Consider the following 24,776-nt stretch of genomic DNA (forward strand, 5'->3'; position numbering starts at 1 on the left):
AGGAAATTATTGCTTGACCTGTGTCTGATATCCAGTCCTTATTAGTATCGAAACCAGACAATGACAATCATGATTCGAGAACACAGATACACCACTAACCAGGACTTGACCGTGTATGCGGAACAACAGACGTACGAAATCATGAGGATTTCGGTGCGTGGGGAGACGCTTTATTCTAGTGATGAAAGCTTGAGCGCCAGTGTTGTTTCCCGTTATTTCAATGGTAATTGGAGGGCTTCTGCGGAGGAACTGCTTCGAGCACCTACTCACGCTACTTGCACCCCAATTGACTGGTAAGTAGTTCTGAGTGCTGTAGTGGGTGGCGCGGGAGGTCCCCTCGCCACCCACTCGATTTAGCGGGGAGGCTCGATGAAGAGAATTTTTGTTTGTTTAGTAGTCGCTGTGCTGATCCCGATTAGTGGCTGCGCAGGCGAAGGTTCTGGAGGAGCTGAAAATGCTCGAACAACGGCTTCCTCCGAATGGAATCCTAATTCTTGGACCTCTGACATAGAGATTCCTCCTAAATTCACCACGGAGAATGAGAAGTTCGCTTTTCGGGACCAGTGGTTACGGAGGAATGCGAAATCCATGGGGCTTTCTGATCCCCCGGATATTCCTCTTGTTGCGTGGCAAAACGTATCGCAGGAACGCAATGAAAAACTCGCCGAGTGTTATCGGCTTAAGGGATTCAGTGCTCATGCTCGCCCCCAAGGCGGCCTCTTGTTTGATCCAGCTGTTCCCGAAGCACAAAACGAATCTTTTAACTTGGCGACACACGAGTGTTATTCGAAATACTTTCTCGATCCCGAGTTTCTTGCGAATTTGACCGAGGATCAGTTGCGGGTGCAGTGGGATTATTGGGATGAATACTATATTCCCTGCTTGGCAGCGCATGGTTTTGTTGTTGATACGTCCGAGCGTCCGGCTCGGGAAACGTATGCTACGACGTTTTACTCTGATGCTGAGCATCGCTGGTGGCCGGATAATAAGGGTGAGCTTTCTTTCCGAATCACGCCGGAAGTTATGAAAGTTTGTCCCGAAAGACCGCCAATTACAGAATTTTACGGGATCAATTGATGCGCAGCGGATAGAGGTGTCGCATGAAGTACAGGATTGTACCTGTCTTTAGTTTGCTACTCATGGCAGTGGGCGGTTGCGCCGCGGGTGGTTCCGGTTCTGGAAGTGCCGGCGCAACCAGTCACGGCACCGCTGTAGCCCAAGCATCCGAATGGGATCCGAATACCTGGAAAGCGAAGATCAAGATCTCGCCCCGCTACACCACCGAGGAGGAGAAGCTCGCCTTTCGAGAACGATGGTTGAAACGTGATGCGGAGTTTTTGGGAATTGACGATCCTCCCGATGTTCCTTTGGTTGAATGGCAAGAGTCATCGGAACAGTCGGACATCAAAATGGCTGAGTGTTTGACCAACAAGGGTTTTGGATTCCACGTCAATCCCAAAGGTGGGATCGCTTCCAATGGGAGTATTCCAGAATCGCAAGAGCAGGCATATAAATTAGCTAGTTACGAATGCAATGCGATGTATTTCCTCAATCCGGAATTTCTTACCAACTGGTCGGAAGATCAATTGCGAGTGATATGGGATTACTGGGATGAATACTATATTCCCTGCCTCGCCGCGCATGGTTATAAGGTTGATATCTCCAAACGTCCCGCTCGGGAAACCTATGTTGCTAAGTTCCATACCGATCCGGAGCACCGCTGGTGGCCGGATAACGGCGGTTCTCTCGGATTCAAAATCCCGGTAGAGGTATGGAAAATCTGCCCGGAGACTCCTCCCGCCACAGAATTCTATGGAATAAAATAACCCCATGATGTTTACCATTCACGTGTAAGCGCGTGGCTACCACGAAAGGCGTGCTGCCATGAACAAGAAAATAACTCAGATCCTCGTAGGCGTGATAGCGCTCCTCCTCGTGGCGGCACTAGCATTCTGGGCGGGCCGCACCACCCTGAAATCCCCGGAGCGGATCACCCAAACGGGAGCGGAGACAATGACCGTCACCGTAACCGAGCAAAATATTGGCCGCACCCTCACACTCTCCACCACAGTAGAACGCGCGGCACAACCGGTTGCCGTCAACCAGCTCAACGGCACCATCACCTCCGTTGCCGCAGACGGAGAATTCCACGCCGGAGACACCCTCTACACCGTCGGAAATACCGAGGTAATCGCGGCAGAAGGTTCCACCCCCTTCTGGCGGCCCCTCGCCGAAGGAACTGAAGGTGAGGACGTCTCCCAATACCAGCGGCTCCTTGCCACCCTCGGTTATTCGCGAACCGTGGCAGATGGGAAATTTGGCCCCGCCACCACCGCGGCAACGAAAGCGTGGCAAAAAGCGCGCGGGCAGGAACAGAGCGGCGTCGTCGGCCTGGGAGAACTTGTGGCAGTGCCGCAACTACCAGCTGCGCTCACCTTGGACCGCAGTATTGCCTGGCCCGGTGCGGCCCTGACCGGAAGTGAAAATATTATTAACTCGGTGTCAGGAACGCCCAGTTTTTATATGGAAATCACGCGCGAACAGCAGGCCATGATTCAGCCGGGAATGGGTATTCGCGTCAAGCTGGGTGAACAGCCCCTCATCGGTATTACCGGTGAGCCGGAGGAAACAGAAGGGGGCCAGGTCAAGGTCCCTGTTACCGCGGAAGACGGCGGGCTGCTGTGCGGCACTCGGTGCGGGGAATTACCGGCGAGCCAAAAAGCCTATCTCCTTACAGATATTGAGATCGTGCCCGCGGTGACCGGGCCTACCGTGCCGGTCTCCGCGCTATCCACCATGCCGGATGGGACCGTGAGCGTGAGGGTCGTGGGGGAGGCCGCGCCCCGCACCGTCACGGTTCAGACCGTGGCCGGCGGCCTGGCGGTAGTTGAGGGAGTGCGGGCCGGAGAAAGCGTGTATGCGTTGGCCGACGCAAAGAAGGCCGGCGTGCCCGGTGGGTCCGGTACGTCTGGTGGTTCCGACACCCCCGGTGGTTCCGGCGCTGATACCGGATCCCGCGAAGGTTCAGAAACCGGCCCCGGCGCAGATTCAGGCACGGACACTAGCGAAGGCACGGAAACCGACCCTAGCGCAGATGCAGAAACCGAAGCCACCCCGAGCCCGGAAAGCACGAAGTAATGGACGCGCCTGGCATCGCCACCCGTGAGCTGCGCTTCCGCTATCGGAAAGGCGCCGAAGAACTCTTCGACGGCCTCACCCACGTTTTCGCCCCCGCCGCCATTACCGCGGTGACCGGGGCCTCGGGGCGCGGCAAATCCACCCTGCTCTACCTCCTCGGGCTCACCCTCACGCCCAGCTCCGGGCAGGTCCTTATCGACGGCGCCGCCGCCAGCGAGCTTACCGACCGGGAACGCTCGCGCCTGCGCGCCCGCCGCATCGGCTTCGTTTTCCAAGATTCCGAACTTGACCCCACCCGGCCCGTGCTCGATTCCGTGATGGAACCCGGGCTTTACGCGGGCCATTCGCTGGCCGCCACCCGCACCCGCGCCCGCGAACTCCTGGCCGGCCTGGGCCTGGAGCACCGCGCCGACCACCGGCCCGGGCAAATCTCCGGCGGGCAGGCCCAGCGCGTGGCGGTCTGCCGCGCCCTCGTCAATTCCCCCACCTTCATCCTGGCCGACGAACCAACCGGAAACCTCGACCCGGATAATGCCAACCTCGTGCTCGGCGCCTTACGCCAGGCCGCGGAATCTGGATGCAGTGTCATTATTGCCACCCACGATCCCACGGTGGTCAATGCGGCAGACGAGGTGGTGCGGCTATGAAATTCGCTGTTCTGCTACGCGAAGGCGCGAAAAATGCGCGCGGGGCCCTGGTTACCACCATTCTGGTGGCCCTGGTGCTCGGGGTGATGTGCGCGGCGTCCTTAGTGACGGTGGGCCGCCAGGCCGCCACCGAAGCCGAGCTGCACCGCCAGCTCACCGGCCCCCAAGCCCGCCAGCTCACCCTCATTGACCAGAATAACGCCGGGCTGCTCCCCGAAGCATTCCTGGAAACCCTGCACGGTACCTCCGGGGTGGCCGGGGTAGTGGGATACCGGAGCACGGTGGACGTGGTCAATGGGCCGCTCGGCCCGGCCTCCCAGTTATTCGCCCTGGTGGAAACCGGTGGCGACATCTCGAAAATAATTACATTAACTGCTGGGCGTTATCCCGGTCCGGGGGAAGCGATCGTGCCCGAGGCCATGCTGCCGCAGCTGCGCCTGGCCTTCCCCAGCGGCTACGTGGAATCGCGCGGCGGGCGGCAATGGGCCGTGGTCGGCTCCTTCACACCCGGCGGCGGATTTGAGGACCTCGATAATTACCTTCTGGCCGGGGGCGGCTCGGGCGCCTACGTGCGGGTGACCGCGCTGGCCAACGACGTCGAAAATATTGGCGCGGTTACCGATGTTGCACTCGCGGCCATCGGTGATTTCGACCCCACCAAACTCATTATCCGCAGTTCCGTCAGCCAAGCGAAACAGGGCGTGGCCGTGACCGGGCAGGTCGCGGGCATGGGCCGCGCCCTCCTCATCCTCATTCTCGGGGTGGGGGCGCTCTTCATCGCCGCGGTGGTGCTGGCCGATGTGCTGATCCGCCGCCGCGACCTGGGCCGGCGCCGCACCCTCGGCATCACCCGCGGCGGGCTGGTGGCCCTGGTGATCGCGCGTATCGCCTACCCGGCTGTGGGCGGCACCGCGCTGGGAATAGCCGCGGCCTGGGCTTATTGCCGGCTGAGTGGCAATCCGGTCGCCCTCGATTTTTCGGTGGCGGTGGGGGTGCTCGCGGTGCTCGTGGCGCTGCTCGCCTGCATTCCCCCGGCGATTTTCGCTGCCTACCGTGACCCGGTGGAGGTCATGCGCACGCCGTAGCCGCGCGCATTACACTGGCTGTCATGTACGTGGCGAGTCGTTTTGCGTTGGAACCGGAACGTGCGGTGGAACTAGCTGCCCAAATCGGGGTGGGAGAATTAATAACGGCCGGCCCGCGCGGCCTGGATGCCACACTCCTTCCTTTTAATATTTTTTACGACGACGCCGGCACCCTTCACCTCCACAGCCATATGGCACGTATTAATCCCCAGGCAGCCGATACCGGACCTTGCCTCATGGTGGTGACCGGCCCGAATACCTATATATCGCCCTCCGATATGCCACCCGGCCCGGACGATGCGCCGCTGGCTCGGGTTCCCACCTGGAATTACCTCACCGTGCACCTACGCGGCGAACTCACTATCCACGAGGATCCCGCCTGGCTCATCCCCACCCTGCGCGAACTGGTTGACGCCCACGAAATTGCTCACCACGGAGGTACCTGGCGTCCGGATACCCACGCGCGGCCGGACCAGCTGCGGCGCATGCTGCGCGCCATCGTGGGCGTGGATGTTAAAGTTACGGAGATTATTGGCAAGGCCAAGCTCTCCCAGAACTTATCCGCGGAGGAAATTGCTGCCACCGCGGCCAACTTGCGGCGGCGTCGTGACAAGAGCGCATCCACGCAGATAGCCGAGCTCATGGAAAACCTAGCCATCCCCACTGCCGCGGCGCGTGCAGAAGCCGTGGAGCGGGCGAAACACGGCCGTTGGGCCGCACGAGCCCGCACGGAAACCGAATAAACCACGGCAACCGAATAACCCGCTCGCGGCGGCAAACGTGCCCTATCTCACGTACACTGTGAGCATGGCATTTCTTGAGGACAGCGTGGACCCCCTGGATCTTTCTGCCGTGCAGCTGGCGCGGCTCATGCGCACCGGCCGCCTAGACCCCGTTGCGCATACCGAACGGGTACTGGAGCGCGCCCGCAGCCGCGGCGCCGCGGTGGGTGCATTCACGCATATCGCGGAAGAATTCTCGCTGCGCCAAGCTCATGCCGCCGCCGCGCAACTGAAAGAGGGCAAAGGCGGGCCGCTCACCGGGGTGCCCTTCCCCATCAAAGACCTCGACGACGTGGCCGGCCTGCCCACCGAATACGGCTCGCGGGCCATGCGCGGAAATATTGCCACCACCACCGGCGGGGTAGCCCAGTCCATCCTGGACGCCGGCACCGTAACCATCGGAAAAACCACCACCCCGGAATTCGGCTTCGTCGGCTACACCGAACCGGCCGGCCTCACACCGGCACGCACCCCCTGGGACCTGGCCCGTAGTGCCGGTGGATCCTCCGGGGGAGCGGCCGCGGCGGTTGCGGCCGGCGTGGTCCCCATCGCGCACGGGAACGACGGCGGCGGCTCGGTCCGCATTCCCGCCGCGCACTGCGGGGTACTTGGCATCAAACCCAGCCGCGGGCTGGTCTCCCCCGGACCCGGGTCCTCCTTCTTCTCCGATAGCGGGCTGGCCACCGCCGGGGTGCTGGCTCGCACCGCCCGCGATTTGGCAGCCGGGCTCGATATTATTGCGCGGCGCCGGCCCGGGGATTGGAGCCCCTACCCGGGAGCGGGGGACTACCTGGCCACCCTGGATGCGGAATTCGGCTGCGGGCCGCAAGCGCGCAGCCGCGCCCTCGCCCTGGCTGACCTGCGGGTCGGGGTGCTCACCGAACCGCTCAATGTTGATACTGAGATCCATCCCGCCTGCCTGGAGGCCGTGGCGCGGGCTGCGGAAGATTTCCGCGCTATGGGTGCGCGGGTGGAGCAGATTGCGCGGCCCTTCGGGCCTGAAGCTTGGCAATCCTTTATGCCGATCTGGCAGGCGGGCGCGGCTGCCATTCCGCTCCCGGCCGAATGCGAGGAACTCCTCACCCCGATGAGCCGGTGGCTGCGCGCTCGCGGGCGGGAAGCGTCCGCGCCGCAGCTCATGGATGGCTTGCAGGGAATGTACGCCATTGCCCGGCGCATGGGGGAGGCTTTCGCGAATTATGACGTGATTGTGAGTCCGGCGCTCGGCACCCCGCCGGCCGATCCGGCCTGGGTGTGCTGCCCGGATGATCCGGCTGAAGATTTCCGGCGCCAATGCATTGTGAGCCCGTGGACCAGTTCCTGGAATATGTTCGGGCCGGCCGCGGTAGCCATCCCGATCCACCGGGCGGAAGTGGACGGCATAGAGTTGCCCTTCGGGGTGCACGTGGGTGCCACCCGCTTCGGGGAAGAACAGCTGCTGCTCTCCATTGTGGCTGCCCTGGAAACCTTGGATCCCTGGCCGCTTATCCGGCAGCCGCGCCAGTAACGGGTGCGCCGTGAACGCGCGGTGGCGTGCCGCGTGGGATCTTCCGCGCGGCACGCTCTGCGCGGCGCCGCCGTGCCCGCCTCCGCACCCCGAATTTTAGGCGCATAAATATCAACGCCCTAACGGGAGTGTTCACGTTGTGGACGCTCTGGGCGGATGCGCACCATTCTTTGCGATGATAGCCCGCATCCGGTATTCCCACGCGTCACGCACTGCCGGTCTATCGCTCAAGGGTGAGAGGCTGAGCGGGAGGGGTGCATAACTTCTCCACTGGTTGGTAGATATGCGCGGCGGGGTGGGGAGGATGCGCCGCGTGCGCCGTCGTCCCAACTCTGCCCGAACCCTGGCCGCCGTGCAGGAATGACATCACCGGATTCCCCGACGGGATCCCTCCCGTCACGAAGTTAGGAGAAGGTGTGACAGGTTTTAACTGGCGCCGCCTGGGCGGATTATCCGTCACGGCTGCGCTCGCCTTAAGCGTACTCACTACTCCGGCGCTCGCTGCGGATCAGCCAGCGCCGTCGAATCCCGCCGGCGCTTTCGCCGGTCTCTTCTCTCCCGATAACCCCGAACTGGCTGCCTTCCAGGATTTGCAGGGCTCCACTGAACGGGTGCGGGTTATTGTGCTCCTCAAGGACCGGTCGCGCCTGGGCAGCGATGCCGGTGAGGCGCAGAGCCTGGCCACACAGGACGACCTGGTGGCACAGTGGTCGGAGAAGTACGGTCTGCAGCTTGAGCGCCAGTTCGGCTACCTCGTCAATGGTTTCGCCGCGACGATGCCGGCGGATAAGATGGCGGCTCTGGAAGCGGAAGCCGCGGTGGCCTCGGTCAAGCGTGAGCGCGTCTACCAGACGACGAACGTTGCCGCGACCGAGCGTGCGGCCGATATTTCCCGCGCCGTCGCCCAGAGCGCGCTCGCTCAGAACGCGGCTGCCACGGGTTCCCTCGCACAGGGCACCCTCGCAACGCAGCCGCAGGAAAATGTGCCCCTCGAAGATGCCTCGCGCGATATGCAGGGTGCACCCGCGGCCCTGGCTGATGCCGGCGCGGATGGCACCGGTATGGTTATTGCGATTGTGGACACGGGTATCGACCCGACTCACCGCGATATGCGCATCGACAATTGCGATACCGCGAAGATTAAGAATATTAACACCGCTGCGAACCCCGCTTTCACGTGTAAGGTTCCCAACGGTTACAACTACGCCGATGATAATTTCGAGATCGTCGATACCACTTCGTCCATGCACGGTATGCACGTGGCCGGTATTGCCGCGGCGAATGGCTTGGATGAAGGGCAAACCTTTGCGACCGCCGGTCGGGTGGAAGGTATGGCCCCCAATGCCCAGCTGCTGGCGATGAAGGTCTTCTCCAATGACCCGGCGCGTTCACGCGGCGCGGCCGACGGCGATATTATTGCCGCCATTGAAGATTCCGTGAAGCTGGGTGCCGACGTTATTAACCTCTCGCTGGGCTCCGATAACGGTTTTGGATACTCCAACGGTGCGGGCCTGGCTATTGAAGAAGCCCGAGCCAAGGGCGTGCTTGCGGTGATTTCCGCCGGTAACTCCGGGCTCAACTTCTCGCCGAGCGGTACCGAAGACGATATGTTTGGTAAATGGGACGACGGCGTGATCGGCTCGCCTTCGGCTCATGATGCCACGCTTTCGGTTGCCTCGATTGACAATAATTTTGAAACTCGCTCGGTCGCTCGTGTGACCGTGAACGGCGCATCCGAAGATCTCTTCTACGAACTTGCCACCGGCAAGCCGGATAATGTGGCCCGCGAAGCGGTGGCCGCCGGAACCGGTAAGCCGGAAGAATTCCCGGAAGGTACCGCCGGTAAATACGCTCTGATTGAGCGCGGCGGCATCACCTTCGGGGAGAAATTCGGTAATGCGCAAAAGGCCGGTGCGGCCGGTGTGATTATCTACAACCACGAAGCCGGCGGGGATTCCATGATCTCCATGGGCGGTATTGACGAATACACCTTCCCCGGTGGCGTGATGTTCCGCTCCGACGCGCTGCGCCTCGTGGAGGCGATCAAGGCCGGCACCCCGGTCACTATCGCCCTCACGGATGAAGCCCGGACCACGCCCTCGGCCACGGCCGGTGCTCCCTCCAGCTTCACCTCCTGGGGCCCGACCTCCAACCTGGACTTCAAGCCGAATATTTCGGGTGTGGGCGGTAACGTCTACTCCACGCTGAATTCCAATACCTACGGCTCGATGTCCGGTACCTCCATGGCCGCCCCGAACGTGGCCGGTTCCATGGCCAGCGTGCTTCAGGTTCTCGGGGAGCGCTTCCCGGATATGTCCCGGGCGGATCGCCTCAGCCTGGCGGAAACGCTGCTCATGAACACCGCGGAGATTCCGCGGCACGACGGTGTTCCTTACGCCCCGCGCCAGATCGGCGCCGGTTTGGTGCGCGTGGATCACGCTCTGGCCTCCCAGGTGCACGCCCGCGTGGACGGCGCTAATTCGGTGGCTCTGGGCCAGGTGAACGGGCCGGTGTCCTTCACCGTGACCCTCACCAATCACGGCGATAAGGAAGCGGCTTACGCGATTCCGCGTCAGGAAGTCGTCAACGAAACGAATAACGCTAACGACATCACCTCCACTTTCATTTCCAAGGAAACGCTGACGGCGGACCGTAAGGTCCTCACCGTGGCGCCCGGGGAAACCACCCAGGTCACCTTCACGCTCACCCCGAGCAAGGGTAACCACTTCGTGGAAGGCTGGGCGGTGCTCGCCGGCGTGCAGGATACTCCGGATATTAAGGTGCCCTACCTTGGCTTCGCCGGGGACTGGAACGCCGAACCCATTTTCGTGGCACCGGGTCAGACCTGGGGTGAGGGAAATACCTCCACCTCCCAGCTGACCACCACGCTCTTCGGGATGACCCTCCCCATGAAGAACAATATCTTCGGGGAATTCTGGCTCTCGCCGAATAAGGACAATAGCGCTGATACGGTTGTCCCGAATTTGACGCAACTGCGTAACGCGGAAGAAGCCCAGTTCGAAATCTACGATGCGGCCGGCAAGCTCGTAACGCGCGTGGGTGAGGAACAGGAACTCTCTCGCCAGATCGCGGGTACTGCCCTCGGCACGAAGAATATTGCGCAGCCCTACCGCAGCCACGCTTTCAATGGCACGGTGTGGGATGCGGCCAGCGCGAGCTTCAAGGCGATTCCGGATGGGCGCTACACCTACCGCGTCAAGGCGCGCCTGGGTGATCGTTTCGACTGGCAGACCCTCGATATGCCCTTCGGCGTGGATACCGTTGCCCCCGAAGTTTCCGTGGGTGAACCCTTCGAGCGTGATGGACAGAAGATCCTGCCCTTCACCGTGACCGAAACCGGCTCGGGGATTTTCTCCTCGCCGATTGTGGAAACGGATAAGGGCGGCCAGATCAAGCCGGTCACCAAGAATTCCGATTCTTCCTTCGAAGTGGTGCTTCCCGAGGGCGTTTCCTACGTTGTGGTCACCGTGGGCGACCTGGGTATGAATACCACCATGGTCACCAAGGTGCTGGGCGCGAATGCCATTGAGATCCCGAACCTGAAGAAGTACAACACCGAGGTCTTCACCCCGAATCACAGCCTTGTCAAGGATGGCAAGCTGACCGTCTTCGGCCTGGCTTCCGATGCGGTGGCCCGCGTGAGCGTGGCCGGTGCGGATGCGGAGCTCAGTGGGGGACTCTTCGGTGCCCAGGTTGCGCTGACCGAAGGCACCCAGAATATCCCCGTGGTTGCCTACGGTGATAACGGCCGCGAAATCACCCGCACGGTGCTGACCGTCACCTACGATTCGGTGGCCCCGAGCGTGGCGATTACCTCCCTCAATGCCGGCGGCAAGCAGCCGGTGGCCGAGGACGGTTCCGTCACGATCACCGGTAATGTGCGTGATGAGCGCGCCGGCGCTACCCTCACTGTCAAGATCAACGGCAAGGCCGTTGAGGTGGATGCCACCGGTGGCTTCACCACTACCTTCACCCCGGAAGCTGATGCCGTCAGCGCCACCGTGGTGGCCTCCGATGGCGGAAATACCACCACCGAAACGGTCACCTACGAAGGCCGGGAGGTCGTGGCGGAAGATACGTCGTCGTACCAAGCACCTACCTTCACGAATGTGCAATGCTTCGGCACCACCTGCCTACCGGATATGTCCACCGCGGAAAAGACGGCGGACGGCAAGCTGGTGCTGCGCGGTAAGGCGCAGGGCGTCTCCGCCTTTGTGCTTCAGCCGCGCGTGACCGTGAACGAGGCCGGCGACTACGTTGTTCCGGAAGCGATTAACGTGAACGTGCAGGCCGATGGCACCTTCGAAGCCGCGGTGCCGGTGACCACCGGTATTAACGCCTTCCACATGAAGGTGACCGATACCGCGGGCAAGGTTCGTATGGATACCATCCTGCGTGTCTTCTGGGATACCGGGTACCCCAAGGTGTCCTTCACGGAACCGACCCTGTATAACGGCGTGCTCTACGCGAATTCGGATGAGGTCACCTTCGCGGGTACCGCCTCCGATGATGCTTGGGGTTACGAACTGAAGATCAACGGCTCGGTGGTGCGCAGCATTATCGACCACACCGTGGGCGGCACCAAGACCAATACCCGCAGCTTCAACCAGGCATTCCCGGTTGCGGACGGCGATACGGTCCTCGTGCAATTCGGTGACGGAATGGGCAATACCCTGCTCAACACCATCCCCGTGGTGGTGGATAAGGACGGCCCGGCGGTGAGCATCAACGGCACGGACGGCGCGGTTATTCGCGACGGCGCTGCCATTGCCACCAGCGTGACCGACCCCAACCTCAAGGCCGCGCGCGTGCTCCTCAACGGGGACGTGCTCAGCGAGCAGAGCACCGATGCGAGCCTGCTCGGCCAGAGCGTTGAGGACAGCCTCGTGGACGTTAAGACCTACTTCGGTGGCGGAAACGACGCGGGTGCGAACGGTGCGGATGCCGCGAAGGCCGTGCAGGTTGATGCTAACGGTGTGGCGGATAAGAACGACGCCGCACGCGTGGTTGCGGGCGTGAAGGACGCGGCCGGGCTTATGGCTGAGGCCGATGCTCCGGTTGCCGACGACGCAGCGGCCGGCGATACCGCCGGTGAGGCTGCGACCGCTCTCAACTACACCGTGGAAACCGCCGCGCTGCCGGCCGGTACCTACACCCTCACGGTGGAAGGCACCGACCTGGCCGGTAATTCCACCGCGCAGTCCATCTCCTTCACGAAGGACAGCCTGCCCGTGATCGAGGGTCCGGACACCGTGGAACTCACGGCGCCCGCCGGCGCTCTTGACCGGCAAGCACTGGCCGCCGAGGTACTCGCCAAGTACACGGTGAAGGACGACGGCGCAGCCGGGGCTGCGGGCGATACCGCTCTCACCCTGGCACCGGGCACGGTGCTCAACCCGGGCGAGAATACGGTGACCCTCATTGCCACCGATGCTGCCGGGGCTGCCGTCACCAAGAGTGTCACGGTTACGGTGACTCAGGAGAGCGCTCCGGCGCCGTCTCCCACTCCGGGTGAGCCGGGCACGCCGGGTACCCCGGAGCCGACGCCTGCGCCGAACCCGACCCCTGCGCCGAACCCGACGCCGGGTACGCCCGGCACGCCGGCCCCCGAACCGGGCAAGCCGAGTGATACCGGGAACGTGTTCTACCTGTCCAATGATTGGGTCTCCACGGTTGCCCAGCAGGTCTTCTCCTACGGGCGAGCCGCAGATCAGGTCCTCATCGGTGACTGGGATGGTGACGGCAAGGAAACCTTGGCAGTGCGCCGCGGTAACCAGATCTTCATCCAGAACAGCCTCACCGGAGGCGTGGCCGATGAAGTGATTTCCTTCGGGCGCGCCGATGACACCATCGTGGTCGGTGACTGGGATGGGGATGGCAAGGATACCTTCGCGGTGCGCCGTGGCAACCAGGTATTCGTCCTCAACTCGATCCGTTCCGGGGATGCCGACCAGGTATTCAGCTTCGGCCGCGAGGCCGACGTGCTGCTGGCCGGTGATTTCGATGGGGATGGCAAGGATACCTTCGCGGTGCAGCGTGGGAATGTGTTCTTCGTGAATAACACCCTCACGGGCGGCAAGGCGGAAACGTCCTTCTCCTACGGCAAGGCCGGTGACCAGATCTTTGTTGGTGACTGGGATGGTGACGGTAAGGATACCTTCGCGGTACGCCGCGGCAACCAGGTGTTTGTGGCGAACTCGCTCAAGAGCGGGAACGCTGATATCACCCTCTACTATGGCCGGGCTGGTGACCAGATGCTGGTTGGTGACTGGGACGGGGATGGTGTTGATACCCCCATCGTCCGCCGCTAATAACTAGCGCCCGCGGGATGCTGGCCCACCGGCCAGTATCCCGCCCAGGGTAAAGGGAAGGGGAGGCCCCGGATTTTCCGGGCGCCTCCCCTTTTCTTATGCTGCCTTTAGCGCGCCCGCCGCACTTGCCGCTGGCAGAACTCGCGAATTTCCGCGAATCCGGCTTCGCGCACCGGCGCCCGGGAGAGCAGTACGTCATGCACGGCATGATCCAATTTCAGGATATGCACATCGCTGGCAATTTCCGCGGCCCGCGCCCACATTTGCTCGACATCCAAAACGGTATCGGCCCCGCGCAGTTCCTCGCTCCACGCGATGGCCACGATACTGCGCGCCGCGGTGAGCATGAGCACCGGCAGCCGCAGCCGCACATTCCGCGCTACGTACCGCTGCGCCCGGATAACCGCGTGCAGCCAGCCGCCGCGAATCGGCGCGGGATCCGGGCGCATATCCCAGGCCGGCGTCCACCCGGTGGTCCAAAACGGATCGCTGGTGCCTTCCGGCGCCCCGGTCACCCGCGTCATTCCTTCCGGGCGCCACGCGTCGAGCACCATCCTGTAAAAGCCCGGGTCGTGTACGGGCAGCGGTTTTTTCGGTGCGGTGCGCGCCGCCAGCTCAGCCACAGGTACGACGACGGCGCTCCCGGCCGCTCCCACCTGCAAATCCAACCACGGTGAATTAAGCACCAGGCCAGCCAGATCTTTCCCGCGGCGGGAGCCGGCGTAGAGGGTGGCGGTGAGGCCACCGGTGGAATGCCCGTACAGGATGGTGGGGAGTTGGGCTGCGGCAGGGCCGAAGCGAGCCGGGAGGTCTGTGCGCATGGCGGCCAGGGCCGCATCGATATCGGCAAAATACACCCGCATGCTGTCCGTGTAGCCGTAGCTTTGCCGCTGCGGATCCCAGGAGCGGCCATATTTACGCAGGTCGATTGCGTAGAAAGCCCCGCCGGCAGCTGTCACCGCTTCGGCAAGGGCCCACTGGTAGAACATGTCATTCCAGCCGTGAATGGCGAGGAAAGCGAAGCTCGGGGTAGGCGCGCCCGCGGGTGGCAGTGCGCGGATAAGGGTGGCGACGACGGCACCTTCGTCGTCGTCGGGAAGAGGAAGGGTGAGGCGTTCGTAACCGGCGCCGAGGAGGTCGGGTTCCCACGCGAGCGCGGGGTGGTGGGGTGCGGCGGCTCGAGTCACGTTCATCCTTTCGGCTTTTCCTCGATTTTACCGCCCGCGTGGTGTTCTTCGGGTCTTTCGCAAGGTCAGGATCGCGGTCACCAGCGTGACCAGGAGGAATGGTGCTAGGGCAATAGCTGTTTCCGGGATCGTATTGACGCTGCGGTAGAACACCGGGAAATCGGTATAGCCGCGCAGCGTATCCATCCATTCCGGTCCCCACCGGAAAATCACGAAGCCCGAGATTCCAAGAATCATACATCCGATTGCGCCGAGTGCTTTCTTTGCCGTGGATGTTTGTGGCATCGTCGCCCACAGCGCCGAGGCGAGCAGCGGAAGCAGGAGGAATCCTCCGAAGAAAACCAGGGCGATCAGATCGGACCGCGTTGAAGGGTATTCATCGGCAACCTTGGGCCAGTAAAGCTGGGAGGCGTAGAGAATTGTCCCGATAACGATCGCGATTCCGATGAGGATAATAATCGCGAGAACACGGTTGAGTTTCATGATTCTCCGCAATCTCGAGGAAAGTGATGAGAACTCCGGTGTTCTCAGAGACAACCTATCACGCCCGATTACCCCGCGGCAGCGGTAGCACGTGCCTCCTTTAGCTCGGCGTTCGGCGGGAGGATCGGCTGGAGGGTGAGGGTGCGGTCGGTGCGGGCGGCGATGCTCGGGTCGTGGGTGACAAGTAGCAGGGCGCAATCGCGTTCGCGCACGGTATCGAGGATGAGGCTGAGGACCTCGTCGCGCAGCTCAGTATCCAGCGCTCCAGTCGGTTCATCAGCCACCAGCAGGCGCGGGTGATTAATGAGCGCCCGGGCCAGCGCTACTCGCTGGCGTTCTCCGCCGGAGAGGTTTTCAGCCATCGTTTGGGGAAGGACACCTAGGGTGCCAAGGAGCTCGCTGGCCTCGGTGGCGACGTCGCCATCATGACGGTTCCACAGCAGGCGCGGAAGCATCACGTTATCGAGGGCGGTGTATCCGGCCATGAGTTCGCCGTGCTGGAAAACGGTGCCGATGGTTGTGGAACGCAGGCGCGCGAGGCGGTTGAAGGGGAGGCGGTGAATATTGGTGTCGGTCACCTCGATGGTGCCGGAGATGGGTTTATGCATCCCCAGAATCGTGGTGAGGAGGGTTGTTTTCCCCACACCGGAGCGGCCCATAACGGTGAGGGTGTCCCCGCCGTTGAGGGTGAAAGTGATGGGGCTGAACAGCGGGTGGGTGTAGCCGCAGACGAGGTTGTCACAGTGCAGAATACTCATGGTGATCCTTTCCCGGGCGCCACGCGCGGGCCCGTGCGGTTAGCCGGCGATACACAAGAATGGATTGCGCGGCGATGAAACAGCCGTAAATCGCGGCGATGGTGAGGATGAACTCCCAGGGGATAAATCCGGTTCCGGGCAGTAAGAATTGCCGTGCCAGGAAGGTGCCGACCGCGAGGGCCGCGATCCCGGTCACGATATTGGTGGCGAGGGTGCGCCGGGCGAGGATGTGGGCAACCGTGCGGGTTTGCCCGGTGAGTGCCGTGATAGCGGCGGCGTCCCGTGCCTGGGCTTCGGCTTCGCGGGAGAAATTCAGCCACACCACCAGCAGCCCGCAAACGAAAGCGAAGGTCGTAAAGAGGCTGAGCCAGGTGGAATGCTGGCGGTAGATCTGCGCCAGGGCGCGGGTATTTTCACCCAGCGGTGTGGATAGCGCGGGGATCGGGGTGCCCAGATCCAAGCTGTGAATCTGGCTGAGGAGTTTTTCTCCAGAATCTGGGTCATCGGATTCGACGAGGGTGACGAGCCAGCCGCGGTCTATGTTTTCAGGGAGGTTTGGCTGTGGAGTTCCGTATAACGGCGCCAGGTAATCGGAAAGCACCAGCTCTAGATTTTCCGGAGTAACCTGCCCGGTTTCCAGCGGGACCACTCCGATTCCGTGGCCGGCGGCGATAATAGCAGCGTCGGGTCGAGCCGCGTGAATATGAGCGGCGGCATTTTCAAGGCAGCCCGGTGTATTGGGGCGGCACACAAGGGAAGAATAAACTGCACTGAGGTTCTCAGGAAGTGGGGGCATCTCCTTATCGGTATTCGCGACCGCGTTGAAGCAGGCGATTAATAGGGTTCCGATAATGAGGAAACAGCCTGCGAGGGTTCCGGACCGGGAAGCTACCTCGGGATGGCGCATAACCCAGCGGGTGGTGAGATCAGTGAGGTGATCCCGGCGGGATCTGGTGGCGAGGCTTGCCGTGGCACGGGTAAGCAGTGTGAAAGTTGCCGGTAGGCCGAGTAGAACCAGAACAATTCCTATAGGAACGGCGGCAGAAGCAAGTTCCAAGGGAATCCACCAGAGATACCACTGGAATCCTGCTGCCAGAAGAATCCCAAGAGTGAAGAGAGCTAGGCCAAGCAGAGGACGCTTCCTTTTTTGCCGTGCTGGGCGCATTGAAAGCGTGAGGCGGGGCCAGGAGAAAAACAGCACGAGCGCAGCTAGTGTGACCAGTAAGGCGAGGATGATCCAGCCTAGTTGGGGAAGGAATGCCTGTGGGTGGAAGTGGAATCCGGTGAAAGGTAGGCGAATGGCACCACTGATGAGAATGGCGACCGCGGCACTACCCGATAGGCCACCAAGTAATACTGGGGGAATGACTCGGGGACTGGCGTGCCGAATGAGGTGACTGCGCCGTGCCCCCACGCATTGAAGAATGAATTGCTCCTGCGCGATGTTGCTCTGAAAATTCTTACGGCAGGCCGGGATGTAGAGGAGAATCGGTAGGACGATGACTACAATCACCAGAGGCAGAAGATGCTCGGCCCAATGCTCATATGTCACACTACCTATAGCTACAGTATCCGTACTGTTCGCGTCCACTGCGAATCCTGAAGCGAAATATACGCGGGACTCCATCCGAGCTTGTTCTAGAAAATCACCGACATTCGCCGGGCGTGCGTAAACCAATAGATCATCATCAAGAGCTGCGTACTCATCAATAACAGCCGTAATGGGACCGAATTGTTGTTCAAGGGTTTCGCGGTAGCGGAGAGCGGGGCGGGTGACCGCCGCGCTCCCCGCTGCTGGCCAGGCGTTGAGCCCCGGAGGTGGAGGGACATCCGGTCGCAAAGGTTCCATGTAAAGAACACTCACGAGACGAGAGTCGATAAAGGTATTATCAACCCGATAGGCGAAAGTGGCTTTATCTTCGCTCGTCGTGTAGATAGGACCGCTTGTCTGAGCTACCTTGTTCCGGTACGGGAGCTCAACACCGATGGAAGCCAGTGAAAAAACCGCGATGACGCTCAATAAGGCCGCGGTAAACAGGGCCGGGAATGACCGCCGCTTAGTAGTGAAATTCATAATGGGTTGGGAAATGCTGTTTCACTAATAGATCCAACCTCCACATGACATTGGTAGTGGTATGGGTTGCGAAACGCACGGTTTGATAGCGGTGATAGTGGAGCTAACTGTTTTCGTGACGGTGGTATTGTATCCTGATTTGTTGACAAGGCTATTTTGGCTGGTGCCGCCATTATACTTATACAAAGCTGATACAAATTCGTCATCGTCCGCGTTGTCGGTAACGCTAATAGTCGGCCCGTTAGTTACGGTGTACTGGCCGTACATTGATCCGTTGTAGACGAGAGCAGCTGCCGTAGTAGTTGCTCCGGCAGCTAGTAGAATCCCTACTAAGCCCGCTGTTACTTTCCGTTTCATAATGAAACCTCCGTTTCGGTTGTTACCACCCAATAAGGCGATTTTGCCTAGGTGGGTAGCGTGCGCTCCGTTGCGCGGTGGGGAGAGCTGGAATCTTTCCCCACTTAGGATTCTATGGGTACGCGAGTCTCAAGGGAACTACGTCCTTTTGAGCTGATAGCGAAATGTATTCGCTATTTGGGTTTTCGTTATATAAGATTATTGGTTATTTTGGATGGGGAGTTCTGTAGAATCCCCCTAACAGCCCATTACATAGGGAGGAGCCGCCCGTGCCCACAACCCAAGGCCAGCCCGGCTTGCGGGAAACAGTCACCCGGCTGCTACCCGCACTCGGCTTCGGACTCATCCTCGGCGCCCTCACCCTGCTCTGGATGAACGACTGGCACGGCACCCTCTACATCACCTTCATCGTGATCGGCGCACTCACCGTGTTGGGTGGCATTATTTATTTGCGTTACCGCTACCTCAACACCGCCGCCGCGCACGACCACCCACTCCGCACCCTCACCGCTGTGCTCACGGGCATCGCATTATTTCTGGGCGGCACCTTCCTGCCCACCCTCCTCAACCCGCCCCAAGCCGTCCGCATCGTCACCACCCAAATCAAAGACTGGGGCGGGGGCCCATTGCGCTCCTATTTCGCGGGCGGGGCTGAAGACCTGGGTGTCGCCGTCGTCGATATTGAAAAAGAAGCCGGTACCACGCAAGCGTTCCGGGCCCTCGTGCGCGAACGCCGCCTCGAAATTGACGTTCCCGTGGGCGAACGCAATAACGCCGCGGTCACCTATTCCTGGTCCCTGCCGCGCGATACCACGCCCTACGGATTCGCGGCCTCGCGGCCCTTCCGCTTCGAACGCGTCCCCACTTTCGACTACACCCAGCTCGACGCCGCGCTCTTCACCCGCGCCACCACCCTCGTGCGCGAACGCGGCGCGCAGATCGGATTGACGCCTGAGCAGCTGGAAGGCGCGGAAGTATTCGTCCGGGTCAAAGCCGCGGCCGCCGAACTGCCCGAATGTGAAAGCACCTGCCCCGCGCCCGAGGACCTCATCTACACCGGGTGGTTGCACGCGGGCGGCAAAGCCGGGCACGTGATGATCGACGCGCGCGGCACCGTGCTCGGCGAAGACTGGACGCAATTCGGCGAGTAACGAGTCTCCGAGTAGCGGGCGGGGTGGCGGCTAGAGAACCGCGTCCACTGACGCATCCGCTGGCGCAACTTCGGCGAGGAAATCCGCAATAATCGCGGAAACCTCATTATTTTCGATAAGGAAACCATCGTGACCGTGCGCGGAATGCACGGTCTGGAGCGGGCGCGCCCCGGGCAAAGCCGCGGCCAAGTCCGCCATATGCTGCGGATAAAACAGCCGATCCGAATCAACGGCGACGACGAGCGCCGGCTGCTGCAGCCCCGCCACCACCTGCGCGGTACCGCCCCGCCCGCGCCCAATATCGTGAGTGATAAATGCCTGGCTGATTGTCAGGTAGGAATTCGCGTCGAAACGCGCCACTAATTTCGCGCCGTGATAATCCAGGTAGGACTGTACGGCGTAACGGCCCCCGCGCAGCGGATCTTCGCCCTCCTGCGGGGTGCGGTCGAAACGAGCCGCCAGCTCCGGGGCGCAGCGATAAGTTAAATGCGCTATTTCACGAGCCAGGCCAAGCCCGGCATCCGGGCCGCTCACGCCACTCTCATCGGGCTCGGCATCGTAATAATGTCCGCCGCGCCAGCGCGGATCCAAGCGAATCGCCAGATTTTGCAGGTGCGCATAAGCAATATGTTCCGCGGTGCTGGCCGGGCCCGCCACGAGCACCGCGAAGGCACCCACCCGCTCCGGGAAGGACGCCGCCCATTCCATGGTGCGGCAGCCACCAAAGGAGGCACCCGCCACCAGAGCCCAGCGCTCCACCCCGAGCAGGTCGGCGAGCCGGGCCTCCGCCGCGGCCATATCCCGCATGGTAATTTCCGGGAAACGCGGGCCCCAGGGCTGGCCATCGGGAGCCAGGGAAGCCGGACCGGTACTTCCCTGGCAGCCACCCAGCACATTCGGGCACACGACGTAATACTGTTCTGTATCAATGGCCAGGCCCGGGCCCACAATATCTTTCCACCAGCCGCTGCGCCCATCGCGCGCCGCGGCGTGGGAATCCCCGGTGAGCGCGTGGCACAGCAGCACCGCATTGGAGCGGTCCGCATTGAGCTGCCCCCACGTTTCGTAGGCGAGCCGAACCTGCGGCAGGCGGCCGCCCAGCTCCAGTTCCAGGGGGCCAAGATCCGCGAAGCGGCGCTCACCCGGGTCATCCCCCTCCAGCCAGGCGCCGGTAGGGCGCTCGGTGAGGCGGGGAGCGGGGGTGTAGCCGGTATCGAAATCACCGATAGGTTCGGCATCGGTGACCGGGTCTAGGGGAGCGTGTCCCACGAGGAACTGGGGGCTGGGCGTCATGATAATCCTTGATCTTCTGGCTCTAGGCGATGGACTCGAGGCCCTGGCGAATATCAGCAATAAGATCGCGCGGATCTTCAATACCGATGGACAGGCGCACGGTGGCCGGGCTAATACCATTGGCCGCCAGCTCTTCCGCGGTCAGCTGCGAATGCGTGGTCGAAGCCGGGTGCACCACCAGCGACTTCGCATCCCCAATATTCGCGAGATTGGAGAAGAGATGGAGGGACTCCACGAAAGCCGCGGCCTTTTCAAAACCGCCGGCAACTTCCACCGTGAAGACCGAACCGGGGCCCTTCGGGGCATACTTAGCGGCCAGCTCGTGATAGGGATTACCCGGTAGACCAGCCCAGTTCACCGAGTCGATACCGGGGTGCTCGACCAAGAATTCCGCTACCGCGCGGGTATTGGAGAGGTGGCGGTCGATGCGCAGGGAGAGGGTCTCCAGGCCCAGCCCGATAAGGAAGGCATTGAAAGGAGAAATCGCGGCGCCGGTATCACGCAGCAGGGTGGCACGAATACGAGTTGTGAAGGGGGCGCCGGGAAGATCGCCCCAGACGATGCCGTGGTAGGACTCGTCCACCTCGTGGAAACCGGGGAACTTGCCGTTCTTCCAGTTGAAGCCCGCACGTTCCACCACGGAACCGGCAATCGAGGTGCCGTGCCCGCCCAGGAACTTGGTGGCCGAATCCACCACCACGTCCGCCCCGAAATCGAAGGGATTCACATTGGCCGGAGTCCCGATCGTATTATCCACAATGAGCGGAATATCGTGGGAATGGGCGAGCTTGGCCAGTGCCTCAATGTCGAGAATATCCTGCTTCGGATTCGGGATCGTTTCCCCGTAGAGGGCCTTGGTGTTCTCATCAATCAGGGCTTCCCAATTGGCTGGATCCGAAGGGTTCTCCACGAAACGGGCCTCGATACCGAAGTTCTTGAGCACGTGCTTGAACTGGTTGTAGGTCCCGCCGTAGAGCGAATCGGAGGAGACAATATTATCCCCGGCCTGCGCCACATTCGTGACCGCGTAGAAAATAGCAGCCGAACCGGAAGCGAGGAGCAGCCCGCCCGTACCACCGTACAGCGCGGAAATACGTTCTTCGACAGCGCCCTGGGTGGGGTTGGTGATGCGAGTGTAAATCATGCCCGGATCGGTGAGCGCGAAACGCCCGCGCGCCTGCTCATTATCCTTAAAAACATAGGACGTGGTTTGGAAAATCGGCAGAGCTCGGGCGCCGTGATCGGAGTCGAGGACCTGGCCGGCATGCACCTGGAGGGTGTCGAAATGCAAAGTGTTCTGGGAATTCTGATTTTCTGACATGGTGCTCTCCTTCAAAACTGTGATGGGGAGCGGGCGGCAGATAGCGCCCCGGCATAAACCTAGGAAAATATTCTTTTTCTCAGGCGCAGTAATATCCATTCTGGATAAACCAGAGGTGTGAAATTGGAATATGTGAAATGGAATTCTGCGATGCGGCGAATGCGCTCTGACCAGCCCGCTTATTTTTCTACTTGGTGTTCTTTTCCAAAATCAGCAGGGCTGATAGCGCACGTTAGGGCGGCTGGGCCGCGGAACGTGCGCTAGTTGGGCATTCGCATGACGAACATGGGGCAAGCATAAGCAGGTGAGGGCACTATTCGTCAAGTTCACGGCGTAAATCACATTCTTGGTGAGTGCGCCGGTGGCGGAGCTGCGCCGTCGTACTTTAAGTCTTTCGGGTGCTCGCAACGCTGTGCGGATGTGCCCCCGGATTTATTCGGTGTCTCGCCTGTGTGAAAGTTGTGGTTCCTGATAAATGTAGGTGAGTGGTGTGACGAAAAAGAACGGAATTACACCTGTGAAATTTTGGGGCAGATGTTTCGTTTTGGACTGGTGTGAGGTATGTTCTTAGTGTTTATATCGAATTGTGGGTTTAGTCTGCGCGTACCTGTCCGGGGCGCGGGAAGGCCCGCCCTCTGGAGGTCGTGTGGAGAATCGTTCTCGGCGCCTAACGGCTGTGCTGGCCGCCTGCGCCCTCGCTCTCTCAGTGCTACCCGGTGCCCGCGCGGATAACGTTGAACGCGATATTGATCGCTCGCGGGCCGCGGAAAAGCAAACAGCCCAAAGTATCGGGCAGATCGAAGCTTCGCTGGCCGGGCTCGCCTCCCAGGCCGAAGCCGCGCGTACCGACGTGGTGATCAAAGCGGCCGAAGCCCGGCGTGCCCAGCGCAACCTGGAAGATTCGGTCAATACCGCGATGGATGCCCAGGTGGTGGCCAATAGTGCCCGTGCGGAAGCCGATGCTGCACGCGGGGAGCTCGGCTCGATCTCCTCGGCGATGTACCGGGATTCCTCCACCACCCTCACCGCCGCGAACGCGCTGCTCGGGGCACAATCCCTGCGCGATGCCGATGACCGCCAGCGTGCCTTCCGCACCGCCGGCCACGCCACCGACCAAAAGCTACAGCGCTACCAGGCCGCCCGCGATATCGCTGATACCCTCCAGGGTGAAGCGGATCGCAAGGCCAATGAGCAGGCCACCATTGCCGCGCGCGCCGAGGGTGCCGCGAAAGACGCCAGCTCGGCCGCCTCCCAATTGGATAGCCAACTGGCCTCCATTGAAGCGCAACGCGACCAACTTTTCGAAACCCTTGCCCGGCAAAAAGGTACGACGGCGGCGCTAGAACGCGCCCAGCAAGAACAGAAAGAAGCCGCGGCGCGCGCCCAGGCCGAAGCTGAACGCCAGCGCATCGCGGCCGAAGCGGCAGCCCAGGAGCAGGCCGCCCGCGAGGCAGCAGCTCGGGAAGCGGCGGCCCGCCAGGCGGCCGCGGAAGAAGCCGCCCGGCGCCAAGCCGAAGCACAGCCAGCTCCCGCGCCGGCACCCGCACCTGCTCCCGCACCGGAACCTGATCCGGAACCTGCGCCCGCACCGGCGCCAGCCCCGGATCCCGAACCTGAACCGGAACCCGAACCGGCCCCGGCGCCGTCGGGTAATGGTTGGGCGATTGTGAGCTTCGCACGGCAATTCGTGGGCGTGCCCTATGTGTGGGGTGGCAATACCCCCTCGGGCTGGGATTGCTCCGGTTTCACCCGCTATGTGTACGGGCACTTCGGGTATTCCCTGCCGCGTACCTCCGGGGCGCAGCGTTCGGCCGGCTACGAGATTTCCCCCTCCCAAGCCCAACCCGGCGACCTGCTGTGGTGGCCCGGGCACGTGGGAATCTACACGGGCAACGGCATGCATATTGCCGCCACCAATCCGGAAGGCGGCACGCGCGAAGGCCCGATCTGGGGTAGCCCCACCTACGTGCGGATTATCGACTAGGTTGAGCCGCGTGAGCTTAGCCTAAGCTAGGTAAGCTACGTAAAAGCGGGAGCTGTGCATAATCTGCAGAGCTCCCGCTTTTTACGTCTCTACCTGGGGTTATTCGCCCGCCTAGCGCTGGCCGGCTACCCGCCTAGTTCTGGCTGGGCGGCTGCGCTTCGTGCGCGGTGTAATAGCCTTCGTCGATGGCCCGCTGGAAGGAAGCCCGAATTTCCTCTTCCGCGGCTTCGCGGCCCACCCAGTGGGCGCCTTCCACGGACTTGCCCGGTTCCAGATCCTTATACACCTCGAAGAAGTGCTGGATTTCCAGGCGATGGAATTCCGAAACATCCTCAATTTCGGTACGCCAGGAGGCCCGCTGATCCGAGGCTGGCACGCATAGCACCTTATCGTCGCCGCCCTTTTCATCACGCATGCGGAACATACCCAGCGCACGGCAGCGAATCACGCAACCCGGGAACGTGGGCTCTTCCAAAAGCACCAGGGCGTCCAGTGGATCGCCGTCCTCACCGAGAGTGTCATCAATAAATCCGTAATCATCGGGGTACCGGGTGGATGTGAAAAGCATGCGATCCAGGCGAATGCGCCCGGTTTCATGATCTACTTCGTACTTATTTCGATTTCCCTTGGGGATTTCGATGGTGACATCGAATTCCATCATGTGAAGCTCTCCTCGC

At 61.5% G+C, this 24,776-nt stretch carries 17 protein-coding genes; 10 read left to right on the plus strand and 7 right to left on the minus strand.

Annotated elements, in window-relative coordinates; translation table 11 throughout:
- Positions 1-369 precede the first annotated feature (369 nt).
- From PWJ82_RS05380 to PWJ82_RS05415, 8 genes are all read left to right on the plus strand, one after another.
- Positions 370-1,077: a hypothetical protein gene (locus PWJ82_RS05380; RefSeq protein ID WP_274735674.1), complete on the plus strand. Its 708-nt coding sequence runs from the start codon at positions 370-372 to the stop codon at positions 1,075-1,077.
- A gap of 23 nt (positions 1,078-1,100) precedes the next feature.
- Entirely contained in the window at positions 1,101-1,826 is a 726-nt protein-coding gene (locus PWJ82_RS05385; RefSeq protein ID WP_274735676.1) for a hypothetical protein, read from the plus strand.
- 58 nt (positions 1,827-1,884) lie between these two features.
- Entirely contained in the window at positions 1,885-3,138 is a 1,254-nt protein-coding gene (locus PWJ82_RS05390; RefSeq protein ID WP_274735677.1) for a peptidoglycan-binding domain-containing protein, read from the plus strand.
- Positions 3,138-3,785 (plus strand): ABC transporter ATP-binding protein, encoded by a 648-nt coding sequence (locus tag PWJ82_RS05395; RefSeq protein ID WP_274735679.1) that lies wholly within the window; start codon positions 3,138-3,140, stop codon positions 3,783-3,785. The genes PWJ82_RS05390 and PWJ82_RS05395 overlap by 1 nt, the downstream gene beginning before the upstream one ends.
- Positions 3,782-4,870, plus strand: a complete 1,089-nt coding sequence (locus tag PWJ82_RS05400; RefSeq protein WP_274735681.1) for an FtsX-like permease family protein — start codon at positions 3,782-3,784, stop codon at positions 4,868-4,870. Before PWJ82_RS05395 ends, PWJ82_RS05400 begins: the two co-directional genes overlap by 4 nt.
- A 23-nt stretch (positions 4,871-4,893) precedes the next feature.
- Positions 4,894-5,613, plus strand: a complete 720-nt coding sequence (locus PWJ82_RS05405) for an FMN-binding negative transcriptional regulator (protein ID WP_016441824.1) — start codon at positions 4,894-4,896, stop codon at positions 5,611-5,613.
- Positions 5,614-5,677: 64 nt separating this feature from the next.
- Complete coding sequence (locus tag PWJ82_RS05410) at positions 5,678-7,159, plus strand: amidase (RefSeq protein ID WP_274735683.1); 1,482 nt, start codon at positions 5,678-5,680, stop codon at positions 7,157-7,159.
- Between the two features lie 416 nt (positions 7,160-7,575).
- Positions 7,576-13,491 (plus strand): S8 family serine peptidase, encoded by a 5,916-nt coding sequence (locus PWJ82_RS05415; RefSeq protein WP_274735685.1) that lies wholly within the window; start codon positions 7,576-7,578, stop codon positions 13,489-13,491.
- Between the two features lie 107 nt (positions 13,492-13,598).
- Here PWJ82_RS05415 and PWJ82_RS05420 read toward each other — a convergent pair whose 3' ends face one another.
- The 4 genes from PWJ82_RS05420 to PWJ82_RS05435 form a co-directional block, all read right to left on the minus strand.
- Entirely contained in the window at positions 13,599-14,684 is a 1,086-nt protein-coding gene (locus PWJ82_RS05420) for an alpha/beta fold hydrolase (protein ID WP_274735687.1), read from the minus strand.
- A gap of 21 nt (positions 14,685-14,705) precedes the next feature.
- A complete protein-coding gene (locus PWJ82_RS05425; protein WP_274735688.1) occupies positions 14,706-15,161 on the minus strand; it encodes a hypothetical protein in 456 nt (151 codons plus the stop codon).
- A 68-nt stretch (positions 15,162-15,229) separates the two neighbouring features.
- Complete coding sequence (locus PWJ82_RS05430; RefSeq protein ID WP_274735689.1) at positions 15,230-15,919, minus strand: ABC transporter ATP-binding protein; 690 nt, start codon at positions 15,917-15,919, stop codon at positions 15,230-15,232.
- Positions 15,900-17,993: a hypothetical protein gene (locus PWJ82_RS05435; protein ID WP_274735691.1), complete on the minus strand. Its 2,094-nt coding sequence runs from the start codon at positions 17,991-17,993 to the stop codon at positions 15,900-15,902. Before PWJ82_RS05435 ends, PWJ82_RS05430 begins: the two co-directional genes overlap by 20 nt.
- Positions 17,994-18,619: 626 nt before the next feature.
- Between PWJ82_RS05435 and PWJ82_RS05440 the strand changes: the two genes are divergently transcribed.
- Positions 18,620-19,501 carry a hypothetical protein gene (locus tag PWJ82_RS05440; protein WP_274735692.1) on the plus strand — a complete coding sequence of 294 codons (882 nt, stop codon included), beginning with the start codon at positions 18,620-18,622 and terminating at the stop codon, positions 19,499-19,501.
- A 30-nt stretch (positions 19,502-19,531) separates the two neighbouring features.
- Here PWJ82_RS05440 and metX read toward each other — a convergent pair whose 3' ends face one another.
- A complete protein-coding gene (metX, locus tag PWJ82_RS05445) occupies positions 19,532-20,794 on the minus strand; it encodes a homoserine O-acetyltransferase MetX (RefSeq protein ID WP_274735693.1) in 1,263 nt (420 codons plus the stop codon).
- A 22-nt stretch (positions 20,795-20,816) separates the two neighbouring features.
- On the minus strand, positions 20,817-22,115 hold the full coding sequence (locus PWJ82_RS05450) for an O-acetylhomoserine aminocarboxypropyltransferase/cysteine synthase family protein (RefSeq protein ID WP_274735695.1): 1,299 nt from the start codon (positions 22,113-22,115) through the stop codon (positions 20,817-20,819).
- Positions 22,116-22,761: 646 nt separating this feature from the next.
- Between PWJ82_RS05450 and PWJ82_RS05455 the strand changes: the two genes are divergently transcribed.
- Positions 22,762-24,099, plus strand: a complete 1,338-nt coding sequence (locus PWJ82_RS05455) for an NlpC/P60 family protein (RefSeq protein ID WP_274735696.1) — start codon at positions 22,762-22,764, stop codon at positions 24,097-24,099.
- Positions 24,100-24,232: 133 nt separating this feature from the next.
- On the opposite strand, the gene PWJ82_RS05460 is transcribed toward PWJ82_RS05455, so the two are convergent.
- A complete protein-coding gene (locus PWJ82_RS05460; protein ID WP_274735717.1) occupies positions 24,233-24,757 on the minus strand; it encodes an inorganic diphosphatase in 525 nt (174 codons plus the stop codon).
- Positions 24,758-24,776: the final 19 nt, after the last annotated feature.

It is taken from the genome of Actinotignum schaalii (assembly GCF_028864145.1).
Lineage (GTDB): Bacteria > Actinomycetota > Actinomycetes > Actinomycetales > Actinomycetaceae > Actinotignum > Actinotignum schaalii_B.

What these genes read in the sequence shown, in the direction of transcription:
- PWJ82_RS05380 (WP_274735674.1), top strand. Translation starts at nt 370, where the DNA reads ATGAAGAGAATTTTTGTTTGTTTAGTAGTCGCTGTGCTGATCCCGATT.
- PWJ82_RS05385 (WP_274735676.1), top strand. Translation starts at nt 1,101, where the DNA reads ATGAAGTACAGGATTGTACCTGTCTTTAGTTTGCTACTCATGGCAGTG.
- PWJ82_RS05390 (WP_274735677.1), top strand. Translation starts at nt 1,885, where the DNA reads ATGAACAAGAAAATAACTCAGATCCTCGTAGGCGTGATAGCGCTCCTC.
- PWJ82_RS05395 (WP_274735679.1), top strand. Translation starts at nt 3,138, where the DNA reads ATGGACGCGCCTGGCATCGCCACCCGTGAGCTGCGCTTCCGCTATCGG.
- PWJ82_RS05400 (WP_274735681.1), top strand. Translation starts at nt 3,782, where the DNA reads ATGAAATTCGCTGTTCTGCTACGCGAAGGCGCGAAAAATGCGCGCGGG.
- PWJ82_RS05405 (WP_016441824.1), top strand. Translation starts at nt 4,894, where the DNA reads ATGTACGTGGCGAGTCGTTTTGCGTTGGAACCGGAACGTGCGGTGGAA.
- PWJ82_RS05410 (WP_274735683.1), top strand. Translation starts at nt 5,678, where the DNA reads ATGGCATTTCTTGAGGACAGCGTGGACCCCCTGGATCTTTCTGCCGTG.
- PWJ82_RS05420 (WP_274735687.1), bottom strand. Translation starts at nt 14,684, where the DNA reads ATGAACGTGACTCGAGCCGCCGCACCCCACCACCCCGCGCTCGCGTGG.
- PWJ82_RS05425 (WP_274735688.1), bottom strand. Translation starts at nt 15,161, where the DNA reads ATGAAACTCAACCGTGTTCTCGCGATTATTATCCTCATCGGAATCGCG.
- PWJ82_RS05430 (WP_274735689.1), bottom strand. Translation starts at nt 15,919, where the DNA reads ATGAGTATTCTGCACTGTGACAACCTCGTCTGCGGCTACACCCACCCG.
- PWJ82_RS05435 (WP_274735691.1), bottom strand. Translation starts at nt 17,993, where the DNA reads ATGAATTTCACTACTAAGCGGCGGTCATTCCCGGCCCTGTTTACCGCG.
- metX (WP_274735693.1), bottom strand. Translation starts at nt 20,794, where the DNA reads ATGACGCCCAGCCCCCAGTTCCTCGTGGGACACGCTCCCCTAGACCCG.
- PWJ82_RS05450 (WP_274735695.1), bottom strand. Translation starts at nt 22,115, where the DNA reads ATGTCAGAAAATCAGAATTCCCAGAACACTTTGCATTTCGACACCCTC.
- PWJ82_RS05460 (WP_274735717.1), bottom strand. Translation starts at nt 24,757, where the DNA reads ATGGAATTCGATGTCACCATCGAAATCCCCAAGGGAAATCGAAATAAG.